The organism is Lachnobacterium bovis, from assembly GCF_900111325.1.
Taxonomy (GTDB): domain Bacteria; phylum Bacillota; class Clostridia; order Lachnospirales; family Lachnospiraceae; genus Roseburia; species Roseburia bovis_A.
In genome coordinates this window covers 133,006-143,625 of record NZ_FOGW01000006.1, presented here as the reverse complement: position 1 = coordinate 143,625, position 10,620 = coordinate 133,006, and the positions used below count along the sequence as shown (strand labels likewise).

General features: G+C 30.6%; 14 protein-coding genes. 1 reads left to right on the top strand and 13 read right to left on the bottom strand.

Annotated features, from left to right (window positions below):
* Positions 1–273 (top strand): IS3 family transposase (locus BMY79_RS03295; protein ID WP_143065811.1); only part of this gene is annotated, 273 nt, incomplete at its 5' end.
* Between the two features lie 72 nt (positions 274–345).
* On the opposite strand, the gene rsfS is transcribed toward BMY79_RS03295, so the two are convergent.
* The 13 genes from rsfS to hisB form a co-directional block, all read right to left on the bottom strand.
* Complete coding sequence (gene rsfS, locus BMY79_RS03290) at positions 346–687, bottom strand: ribosome silencing factor (protein WP_022748131.1); 342 nt, start codon at positions 685–687, stop codon at positions 346–348.
* The gene (yqeK, locus tag BMY79_RS03285) at positions 687–1,301 is read right to left on the bottom strand and encodes a bis(5'-nucleosyl)-tetraphosphatase (symmetrical) YqeK (RefSeq protein WP_242826846.1); all 615 of its coding nucleotides are present in this window, start codon (positions 1,299–1,301) and stop codon (positions 687–689) included. The genes rsfS and yqeK overlap by 1 nt, the downstream gene beginning before the upstream one ends.
* A 24-nt stretch (positions 1,302–1,325) precedes the next feature.
* A complete protein-coding gene (gene nadD, locus BMY79_RS03280) occupies positions 1,326–1,928 on the bottom strand; it encodes a nicotinate-nucleotide adenylyltransferase (RefSeq protein ID WP_022748128.1) in 603 nt (200 codons plus the stop codon).
* Positions 1,929–1,995: 67 nt separating this feature from the next.
* Positions 1,996–2,286: a ribosome assembly RNA-binding protein YhbY gene (gene yhbY / locus BMY79_RS03275; RefSeq protein ID WP_022748127.1), complete on the bottom strand. Its 291-nt coding sequence runs from the start codon at positions 2,284–2,286 to the stop codon at positions 1,996–1,998.
* A gap of 116 nt (positions 2,287–2,402) precedes the next feature.
* The gene (obgE, locus tag BMY79_RS03270; protein ID WP_022748125.1) at positions 2,403–3,686 is read right to left on the bottom strand and encodes a GTPase ObgE; all 1,284 of its coding nucleotides are present in this window, start codon (positions 3,684–3,686) and stop codon (positions 2,403–2,405) included.
* A gap of 211 nt (positions 3,687–3,897) precedes the next feature.
* Entirely contained in the window at positions 3,898–4,185 is a 288-nt protein-coding gene (rpmA, locus tag BMY79_RS03265) for a 50S ribosomal protein L27 (RefSeq protein WP_022748124.1), read from the bottom strand.
* A 3-nt stretch (positions 4,186–4,188) separates the two neighbouring features.
* A complete protein-coding gene (locus BMY79_RS03260; protein ID WP_022748123.1) occupies positions 4,189–4,515 on the bottom strand; it encodes a ribosomal-processing cysteine protease Prp in 327 nt (108 codons plus the stop codon).
* 12 nt (positions 4,516–4,527) lie between these two features.
* Positions 4,528–4,836: a 50S ribosomal protein L21 gene (gene rplU / locus BMY79_RS03255; protein WP_022748121.1), complete on the bottom strand. Its 309-nt coding sequence runs from the start codon at positions 4,834–4,836 to the stop codon at positions 4,528–4,530.
* A gap of 151 nt (positions 4,837–4,987) precedes the next feature.
* Positions 4,988–6,166 (bottom strand): ribonuclease E/G, encoded by a 1,179-nt coding sequence (locus BMY79_RS03250; RefSeq protein WP_074730405.1) that lies wholly within the window; start codon positions 6,164–6,166, stop codon positions 4,988–4,990.
* Between the two features lie 2 nt (positions 6,167–6,168).
* Positions 6,169–6,888, bottom strand: a complete 720-nt coding sequence (locus BMY79_RS03245; RefSeq protein ID WP_029067381.1) for a TIGR03936 family radical SAM-associated protein — start codon at positions 6,886–6,888, stop codon at positions 6,169–6,171.
* Positions 6,872–8,740, bottom strand: coding sequence for a TIGR03960 family B12-binding radical SAM protein (locus BMY79_RS03240; RefSeq protein WP_074730404.1), 1,869 nt, complete (start codon positions 8,738–8,740; stop codon positions 6,872–6,874). The genes BMY79_RS03245 and BMY79_RS03240 overlap by 17 nt, the downstream gene beginning before the upstream one ends.
* Positions 8,741–8,744: 4 nt before the next feature.
* Positions 8,745–10,025 carry a bifunctional phosphoribosyl-AMP cyclohydrolase/phosphoribosyl-ATP diphosphatase HisIE gene (hisIE, locus tag BMY79_RS03235; RefSeq protein ID WP_022748116.1) on the bottom strand — a complete coding sequence of 427 codons (1,281 nt, stop codon included), beginning with the start codon at positions 10,023–10,025 and terminating at the stop codon, positions 8,745–8,747.
* A gap of 1 nt (position 10,026) precedes the next feature.
* Positions 10,027–10,620, bottom strand: coding sequence for an imidazoleglycerol-phosphate dehydratase HisB (gene hisB, locus BMY79_RS03230; protein ID WP_022748114.1), 594 nt, complete (start codon positions 10,618–10,620; stop codon positions 10,027–10,029).

The following is a 10,620-nucleotide window of genomic DNA, read 5'->3' as shown; positions in this document are numbered from 1 at the left end:
CATGCGAATTATAGAACTGCTTTAAAGGAACATGGAATTATTCAATCTATGTCTCGAAAAGGTAACTGCTATGATAATTGTATTATGGAGACATTCTTTGGAAGATTAAAAAATGAGATGTATTATGGCTATGAGAAAGACTATGCTTCTTTTGAAGACTTTTCAAAAGCGATTGAAGAATATATAGATTACTACAATAACAAAAGAATTCAGGCAAAAACAAAATGGATGCCACCTGTACAATACAGGATAGCATCCATGTGTTCCGCCTAGTTCATAAATATGTGTCCAGGATTCTGGGTACATATCACAATTAAACTAGCGAATGGCTTTTTTATTATCTCTTTAAAACTCTACAACTTCACCATCTGACCAAACTTTGTCAAGATTGTAGAATTCTCTTTCTTCTTTGCTAAATACATGAATTACTACATCATCATAATCCATTAACACCCATGCAGAATTAGCACTACCCTCTACACGTTTACTATTAATTCCACATTTATACATTGTTTCTTCAACAATATCTATCATAGCTTGTAATTGATTTGAATTTTCACCACTAGCTAAAATAAAATAATCTGCCAAAACAGAAATTTTTGTTATATCTAAAATCTTTACATCTAATGCTTTTTTTTCATCTAATGCACAAGCAATTTTTTTTACTACTTCTAATAATTCCATCATTAATCCTCCAATTTTTCTTCTGAAACAGTCTTCATATCCCCACGAATATAATCTTTATAATATTCATAAGTCAATTCACTAGTTTTATCTATCGAACCTTTTTTAGACTGTAAATATTTTAAAGTATCACCTGAAATATATGCAACACATTTATCTATATCTTCAAATGCTTTTTTTCTAATAAATTGAAGTCTAGGCATTCTATTTCTTCTTGGTTCTATATAATCCGCCACATATACTATCTTATCTAATAAACTCATATTTGGCATTCCTGTAGTATGGACACGTATAGCATTTAATATTTCTTCGTCTTCGATTCCATATTTATCTCTTGCTACAATCGCTCCAGCTTTAGAATGCAACAAAAATGGATTTTGAATTTCAACTGGAGCTATTTCAACATCGGCATCTCGACAAATAGCAATCTTTTCACTATCAGATATACATTTAGCACAGTCATGTAACAACCCCGCAAGCATAGCTTTATCAATGTCTTCGTAACCTGTTGACATAGCTAAACACGCCGCAGTATACATAACGCCTTTAGTATGTTCATATCTATCTTTATCAAGTTCTTTTTTTAATTTTTTTCTAATACTTTTTATGTCGTACACCTTACTTGCCATCCCTTCAAAAATTTAATATAAATCTTTGTCAATTATATATTCAAATACTTTATCATTTAAATATTTTTTTGCTTCATCATACTTTTTATTCATAAATAATTCTCTAATTGCAGTAGATGAAATATCTATTTTAGGGCAGTCTACCTTTAACACATTAACAGGGAAAATAGAATTTAAATATTCTACTTTTTGCTCAATATATTCATCTGTATATTCGCCCCTATTTATCACAATAATATTTGCATATTTTGCAATAATATCAGGGTTTTTCCATTCTTCAAAATAATCTATGGAATCAGCTCCCATTATAAAATATAACTCATCATTATTATACTTTTCATGGAACTTCTTTATCGTAATATATGTATAACTTTTAGAATCAGAAAGCACTTCTACATCTGATGTTTCAACTCCGTTTATGCATTCTACCGCAAACTTACACATAGTACTTCTATTAAGACCTGTAAGCATTTTTCTTTCATCCTTATTGGGTGAATGTCCTGCAGGAACGATAAAAACTACATCTAAATCACATTTTTTCTTAGCCATTTCCGCCATATATATATGTCCATTATGTATGGGGTTAAATGATCCACCTAATATCCCTATTTTCATATCATCCGCCTACATTTCAAAATCATCAATTTATAAAGCATTCATAATGCAAAACACTTAAATTTTATTAATTAGGTAAATTAATTTTAGAATTACGTTTTGCTTTTCTATATAAGATTATTTTCTTTCCAATAACTCTTACAACTGTAGAATGAGTTCTTTCGCCCATTATTTCAGCAATCTCTCTTGGATCGTCGGCACAATTTTTTAAAACAGAAATTTTGATTAACTCTCTCTTTTCTAAAGCTAAATTAATTGCTTCTACAATTTCTGGTGTAAGTGAAGATTTACCTACTTGAAAAATTGGTGTTAATGTACTAGCCAAACTACTTAAATATGCACGTTGTTTACTTGTCATAGTATCTCCTTTATATAAATTACTCAATTTGTTTCTTATTTAAAATTTATGTTGTTAGTTTCATTTTAACAATAATTATTCATTTCATTTATATGCTTTAATTAAGTATTTTCTACTTATTCGTAATAATCAAATTCAAAATCACATACTTTTACAGTATCTCCGTCTTGAATTCCTAAATTCTTCAATTCGTCTAAAATTCCCTGTTCTTTCATGAATTTTTGGAAGAATAAGAAACCTTTTTCGCTTTCAATATTAGTATATCCAAGCATTCTTTCAACTCTTTGTCCTTCAACAACATATGTATCTTCAGATTCTTGACGAACAATACAAGGATCTTCACTCATAACTTTAACAGAAGGATCAAACTCTGATTCATATACTGTTGCACCTTGTGGAAGTGTAGATAATAAATTTTTGACACAGTATAAAAGTTCTTTTAAACCTTTACCACTTACAGCAGAAATCGGATAAACTTCTATTCCAGCGTCGCTAAATTCATCTCTTAACTTCTCAATTATTTCATTTTCTTCGCCATAAATTGCATCAATTTTATTTGCTGCAATAACCTGTGGTTTCTTAAGCAATTCAGGATTGTATGCTTCAAGCTCTTTATTAATGGCCTTAATATCTGCAATTGGGTCTCTACCTTCTGTTCCTGCAGCATCAACCATATGAACCATAACTTTTGTTCTTTCAATATGTCTCAAAAATTCATGCCCTAAACCAATACCCTCTGATGCACCTTCTATTAATCCAGGAATATCAGCAATTACAAAGCCAAAACCTTCATCTAAATCAACAACTCCTAAATTAGGCTGTAATGTTGTAAAATGGTAATTAGCAATCTTTGGTTGTGCATTTGTTACTCTAGATAAAAAAGTTGATTTTCCTACATTTGGGAATCCAACTAATCCAACATCAGCAATAACTTTTAATTCTAATAGTACTTCTATTTCAACAGCTTCTCCACCTGGCTGAGCATATTTAGGCGCCTGCATAGTAGGTGTTGCATAATGAACGTTTCCTTTTCCACCACGTCCACCACGTAAAACAGTCACTCTTTGATTCTCTCCAGACATATCTGCAATAACTCTTCCTGTTTCTGCATCTTTTATAATAGTACCTTCTGGAACTTTAAGGATTAAATTTTCTCCATTTTTTCCATGCATTTTCTTCTTGCTACCTTCAGCTCCTGGTTCAGCAGCAAATTTTCTACGATGTCTGTAATCTGTAAGCGTATTTAAACCTTTATCTACAACAAAGATAACATCTCCGCCTTTTCCACCGTCACCACCATCAGGTCCACCATTAGGCACATATTTTTCACGTCTAAATGAAACGTGTCCATTACCACCTTTTCCTGATTTTATAATTATTTTCGCGCGATCTGCAAACATATTATCACCTCAAACTATCATGTTTTATGTTTATTCCTACAAATAGCCCTTGTTATAACGGAACTCCTTATATAAACAAATATTTTTTATCTTCACATATCCTATATATCCATATAGAGACAACAATCAATTATCTAATTATATATTTAAGAAATATATTTACTTATATAAAGAGCCCCGGCTTTTACAGTCGGGGCTACAATAATAAAAATTAATCGTTAGCTACTGGATAAACAGAAGCCTGTTTACGATCTCTTCCAACTCTTTCGAATCTTAAAATACCATCAACTTTAGCAAAAAGTGTGTCATCTCCACCTCTACCAACGTTTACACCTGGATGAATTCTTGTTCCACGCTGTTTATATAAAATATTACCAGCTTTAACGAACTGTCCATCTGCTCTTTTAGCGCCTAATCTCTTAGACTCTGAGTCTCTACCGTTCTTTGTAGAACCAACTCCTTTTTTATGAGCGAACAACTGAAGGTTCATTTCTAACATGTCTTACACCTCCTCATAACTAATGGTTAAATATTTATCACCATATTTATTATTAATGTCTATTATTGAAATTTCAAAAGCTTTCAATAACAGCTGAACATCATGTCTACTACGAAGACCCTTAACATTCAAATCAAAGTATCCATCATCAACACCGTATGAATACCTAGCATTAGTAAGTTTATCAAGTGCATTTTCTGTGGAATAAACCAAAGCAGAAACTGCTGCACACACAATATCTTCGCCTTCTTCGGCGTATCCTGCATGTCCATTTACCGTAAAACCGGTAAATCTTGACCTCTTATTTTTGTAAAATACTACCTCAATCATAGTTAAACAAAATTAAGCATTGATTTTTTCAATCTTAACACGTGTGAATGATTGTCTGTGTCCGTTTTTCTTGTGATATCCAGTTTTTCTCTTGTATTTGTATACAATAATCTTTTTAGCTCTACCTTCTTCAACAACAGAAGCCTCAACTGATGCTCCTTCAACTGTTGGATTACCTGCTTTAAAGCTATCGCCTGATACTGCTAAAACTTGATCAAAAGTAACTTTTTCACCAGCTTCAACACCAAGCTTTTCAATGGTAATGATATCGCCCTCGGCTACTTTATACTGTTTACCACCTGTTGCTATAATTGCGTACATATGGCACCTCCTATTATCATTACTCGCCAGTTTTGGTGATAGTGAAACATCACTACTCTTATACCTAACTGTGCGGCATACTCAAGTATCATAACATACAAGTACATATAAGTCAATTAAAAAATCTAAATTAAAATAAAGAAAAATTTATTTATTTCTCTCGTATAATATCAATTAAGGATTTTGAAATTTTCTTACGAGTTAATTCTACCAATCCTAATTTAGTAATGTCTATAAAGTCTGTTTTTACAGGATCTTTAGCTATTTCTTTCTTTAAACATTGAATAAGATTATAATTTTTTTCTTTCGAGTCCATGTTAATAAAATCAATAATAATCATTCCACTAATGTTTCTAAGACGTAATTGTCTAGCAATTTCAATTGCCGCTTCAGAATTAACCTTTTCGATTACATTTTCCTTTTTTAAGCATTTGCTCGTATTCACGTCTATTATAGTCAATGTTTCAAGTGCCTCTATAATAATATTAGCTCCTGATTTAAGTTTAACTTTTTTTTGAGTCAATTCATCTACAAAACTTCTAATATTGTATAATGTCTTTAGACTCACGTCTTTATCATCATAAAATTTAAGCATCTTTTTTTGAACAATATAGCCTAAATGATTGTTAATTTCATCGTAAACATCCTTTATATCTGTATAAATATAATCTATGTTTTCAGAATTCTGACTTTTAATTTTAGCAATAAATCCTTTAGGTGAATTATATAAAATATCATACATACTCTTATGTTTTGCGTGTTCTTTTATATCTTTATATTTTGTTATAATTTTTTTAATATCACATTCAACTTTATCTAAATCAACTTCTTTTGCATTTGTTCTTATTACAATTCCAAAATCAGGTTCTTTATATTTTTGTAGAATTTCATTAAATGTGCTTTTAGTATTTTCATCTAATTTACGTGACACACCCATTTTTTTATTTTTAGTTGTAAGCACAGAATAATCACCTTCAAAAGTCAACTCACAACTTGCAACAGGTTCTTTTGTCTTTACTGCGTCTTTAACTATCTGAACTACTATTTCATCTCCAACTACTAACTTATTTTTTTTACTATTTTTCTTAACAAATATAATACTATTCACTTTATTTAAAGGCAAATAGCATCTTTGATTTTGAGAGATTCTAACAAAAGCAGCATTTAAATTTTCTATAACGTTTTCAACTTTTCCGACATATATATTATTTAACATTGAATCATTTGAAAAAATTTGAAAATCTATCAAATTTCTTCTTTCATCTAATAAATTATATGCCAAATAAGTTTTGTTATGAATTTCTATATTAGTTATCGCCAAGCGATTCATTTCTACAAAATCTCCCTTCCAAATGCAATAAGCGGAACTAGTTCTTCTTTATCGTTAAAAGCAAATACTTCTTTTCGATGAATTTGTATTGCATCTGTATCGTATTCCAAATTTAATTCTTTATAAATTGATTGTAATACAAGTTCTGGTTTTACGTTATTAGTACTACCTGTTGTAACTTTTATATCAAATGAAATTTGACCATCTTTTTCATAAACATCAAACTGTTCTACTAATGGTTTTAAATCCATTTCTTTTTCACTCTTTTTAGTTTTCTTTATTATAATAAAACTTCTTTGATCTTTAAATTTTTCTTTTATTACTTTTTTCCACTCATCTACAGGAAATGGACTTTCAAAGCCCCTTTTATAGGATAAAGTATAGCTTGCACTTGCAACTATTGACATAGCTTTTTTGGCATTTTCAAATAATTCAACATAATCTAATACTTCTACACCCTCAACCATTGTTGCATTTAATCTTTCAAGTGCTTCTTTAGTACTATATGTTGAGTTAACCTCAATATCTAAATATTCACCATCACTCGTTATACCTACACCTAGTGGTGCTGCAAATGACATGATTTGATGTGGAGAAAAACCTTCCGAATAACAAATATCAATCTCAGCACGTCTTACGGCCTTTTGAAAATATCTCATCATGTCCAAATGACCAATAAATTTCATTGCTCCGTATTTTCTAAATTTAATTCTTATTCGCATAACATACACCTCCAAGATATTTTCTAGCACCACATCCTGAACATCTCATTCGACAGTTAGGTGTAACCGTTTCCGAAAGTGCAGTATGCCATTCTCTTAACATGAATTCTTTTGTCACTCCACAGTCAATAAAATCCCATGGGAACACTTCATCTTCTTCTCTTTGTCTTATTGCATAAAAATCGATACTAATCTGACATTTTTCAAATGCTTCTAACCACAAATCAAAATTAAAGAATTCTCCCCAAGCATCAAAGAAGCCGCCTTTTTCATATACATATAATATTGCCTTAGATAATCTTCTATCTCCTCTTGCTAATACACCTTCTAGTAATGTAACATCTGCTTGATGCCAATTATATCTTATACTCTTATGATTCAACTGAGCTTTTACCGTATCATTAACGATTTTTGCTCTTCTCAAATATTCACCTGGCTCAAACATTCCTGCCCATTGAAATGGTGTAAAAGGTTTTGGAACAAAAAATGATGTTGAAATCGTTATTTGACATTTACCATTACGTTCTTGTTTTGGAACAGTATCATAATATAATGCAGCAATTTCATTTGCCAACTCTGGAATTGCCTTCATATCCTCTTCTGTTTCTGTTGGTAAACCTAACATAAAATATAGTTTTACTTTATTCCATCCACCAAGGAACGCTTGATGTGCTCCATCTAAAATAACTTCTTTTGTCAAACCTTTATTAATAACATCTCTTAATCTTTGTGAGCCTGCTTCAGGAGCAAAAGTCAAGCTACTTTTCTTAATATCCTGAACTTTGCTCATTATATCAAGCGAAAAAGCATCTATACGAAGTGAAGGTAATGAGATATTTACTCCTTTACCATTATAATTTTCTATTAAGAATGAAATCAATTCATCTAACTGTGTATAATCTGACGAACTAAGTGAACTTAAAGAAATTTCTTCGTGTCCTGTTGATTTTAACATTTTTTCTGCTAAATCTTTTAATCGTTCTACATTTTTTTCTCTATTAGGTCTATAAATCATTCCTGCCTGACAGAATCTACATCCTCGAATACATCCTCTTTGAATTTCAAGGACAACTCTATCCTGTGTTACTTTAATAAAAGGAACAATAGGTTTCTCTGGATAAACTGACTCTGTCATATCCATTACGATTTGTTTTTTTACAGTCTTTGGAACATCTTCATAGATTGGCTTCATTTCATCGATAGTTCCATCTTGTTTATAAAACACCTCATACATTGATGGGACATAAATACCCTCAATTTTAGAGGCCTCATGCAAAAATTCTTCTCTAGATTTATTATCTTTTCTCATAGATTTATATAATTCTATTAAAGAATCATACATTATTTCACCTTCGCCAATATAGAACATATCAAAAAAGTCTGCAATTGGTTCTGGATTATATGTACATGGTCCACCACCTATTACAATTGGATCATCATTGTTTCTATCTTTTGCCAAAAGTGGAATTTGACTTAAGTCTAATAATTGTAATATATTTGTATAACACATTTCATATTGCAATGTTATACCTAAAAAGTCAAAACCTTTAACTGGTTCTTGTGATTCAAGGGCAAATAATGGTATATTTTGCTCCTTCATTATTTTATGTAAATCTGGCCATGGCGAATAGACACGCTCACACCACGTGTCTTCTCTCTTGTTAAACATATCATATAAAATCTGTATTCCTAAATGTGACATACCTATTTCATACACATCTGGGAATGCCATTGCAAATCTTACATCTATTTTATTTTTATCCTTTTTCACACTATTTAATTCGTTTCCAATATATCGTGCAGGTTTCTCAACCTTCATCAAAATACTATCTGATAATGCTAATTTTGTCATATTGTTATTTCGAAGACATCTCTTTTATTATGTCTTCCCAAGTCACTCCTTTTTCAACCATAAGTATCATTATTTTACATAGGAAATCTGACATTTCTATTTTAAAATTAGTCTCATCTATTGACTTATATGATAATAAAATATTAATGAATTTTTCTCCTACATTTTGGAGTATCTCATCTGTACCACTATCTAATAATAGTTCGTTTTCAACTCTATCAGATGCATTGTCACGAAAATCTTTTATTGATTTATATATACTATCAAGAGCCCTAATTGGACTCTTCTCAACATATTCTTTTTTTATAATATTATTAAAAAAGCAAGTACGATTTCCTGTATGACAAGCTGCTCCAATTTGAGACACTTTAGCTAATATCGTATCAAAATCACAGTCTGCCGTCAAGGACTTTACGTATTGAAAATGACCTGAGGTTTCTCCTTTTACCCACAATTCATTTCGACTTCTACTCCAATATGTCATTTTTCCACTAGCTATAGTAGCATTAAATGCCTCTTTATTCATATATGCAAGCATCAATACTTCATCATTACGGTAATCTTGCACAATAACTGGCACCATTTTGTCTGAATTTTTTTTAAGGTCATCCCAATGTAATTCTGGTTCATAATTATCCATTCGAATATTGTTTTGTACTAATTGATTTTTTAATTTCATAACATCTAATTCTTTACTGTATGTATAATCAACACATATTCCTCGAACATTCTCATGTCGTAAAATTCTAACAATGTAATCAACTTCAATTTCTCCCACACAAACAATATAAGGTATACTGATTGTATTTTCAACTAACTCTATTAATTCCTTGTTTTTTATAATCACTTCATGAAAACATCTATTCATTATGTCTTTTTGCTTAAAAATAAAATCAACTGAATTTGCAGCAACCACAACTATATCTTTACTATAATTTTTACTAGCTTCAATCGCTGCGTTTAAAGATATAGGTTTTTGCCCGTTAAAAATAACCTCAACACATCCTGCATATAAATATTTTTTTACATCTGAGAGTTGCGTTTGTGTATTTCCGGCGCAAACTTTAATATCAATTTGTTTATTGACCTGCTTTATTACTCTTATATTTTTTTCTTGTTCAATTTCATTTTCAAAAATATCAAGAATAATTATTTTGTCAAATCCATTATCATTATAAAATTTACAGATTTCTAATGGATCTCCAACCTTTGTGTAATCTTTTTCTCCTTTTATAACCACACCGTTTTTAAGATATAATGTCGCAACAACAGTTTTTTTATTCATTCTATAAACTTCCTTTCGTCGACAATAATCCTTGAACCCTATCATCGTATTTTGTTGCCTCGTCTAGGGCACGAGCAAATGCTTTAAACATTGCCTCTATTATATGATGATTATTTTCACCACTTATTACTCTAATATGAATATTCATCATTGCAGAATACGAAATTGCATAAAAGAATTCTTTTACCATTTCCGTATCAAAATCTCCTACCTTCTCTGTTGTAAAATTAGCATCAAACACTAAATAAGGTCTTCCTGATAAATCAACTGCACAAAAAACTAACGTTTCATCCATTGGAACAAATGAACTTCCGAACCTTTTAATTCCTCTTTTATCACCAATTGCTTCTTTTATAGCCTCACCTAATACTATTCCACAATCTTCAATTGTATGATGACAATCAACCTCTAAATCACCATCGCATTGTAAATTAAGACTAAAGAAACCATGTTTAGAAAATCCCTCTAGCATATGATTAAAAAAACCTATTCCTGTATTGATTTTTGATTTTCCATCACCATCAACTTCAAAAATTGCACGAATATCTGTCTCACTTGTTTTTCTATTAATCTTTGCACATCTATCATTTTGCAT

Bases quoted from the DNA above. Each gene is read 5' to 3' on its own strand.
- rsfS (WP_022748131.1), bottom strand. From the start codon at position 687: ATGATGGAATTATTAGAAGTAGTAAAAAAAATTGCTTGTGCATTAGAT.
- nadD (WP_022748128.1), bottom strand. From the start codon at position 1,928: ATGAAAATAGGGATATTAGGTGGATCATTTAACCCCATACATAATGGA.
- yhbY (WP_022748127.1), bottom strand. From the start codon at position 2,286: ATGACAAGTAAACAACGTGCATATTTAAGTAGTTTGGCTAGTACATTA.
- obgE (WP_022748125.1), bottom strand. From the start codon at position 3,686: ATGTTTGCAGATCGCGCGAAAATAATTATAAAATCAGGAAAAGGTGGT.
- rpmA (WP_022748124.1), bottom strand. From the start codon at position 4,185: ATGTTAGAAATGAACCTTCAGTTGTTCGCTCATAAAAAAGGAGTTGGT.
- BMY79_RS03260 (WP_022748123.1), bottom strand. From the start codon at position 4,515: ATGATTGAGGTAGTATTTTACAAAAATAAGAGGTCAAGATTTACCGGT.
- rplU (WP_022748121.1), bottom strand. From the start codon at position 4,836: ATGTACGCAATTATAGCAACAGGTGGTAAACAGTATAAAGTAGCCGAG.
- BMY79_RS03250 (WP_074730405.1), bottom strand. From the start codon at position 6,166: ATGAATCGCTTGGCGATAACTAATATAGAAATTCATAACAAAACTTAT.
- BMY79_RS03245 (WP_029067381.1), bottom strand. From the start codon at position 6,888: ATGCGAATAAGAATTAAATTTAGAAAATACGGAGCAATGAAATTTATT.
- BMY79_RS03240 (WP_074730404.1), bottom strand. From the start codon at position 8,740: ATGACAAAATTAGCATTATCAGATAGTATTTTGATGAAGGTTGAGAAA.
- hisIE (WP_022748116.1), bottom strand. From the start codon at position 10,025: ATGAATAAAAAAACTGTTGTTGCGACATTATATCTTAAAAACGGTGTG.
- hisB (WP_022748114.1), bottom strand. From the start codon at position 10,620: ATGCAAAATGATAGATGTGCAAAGATTAATAGAAAAACAAGTGAGACA.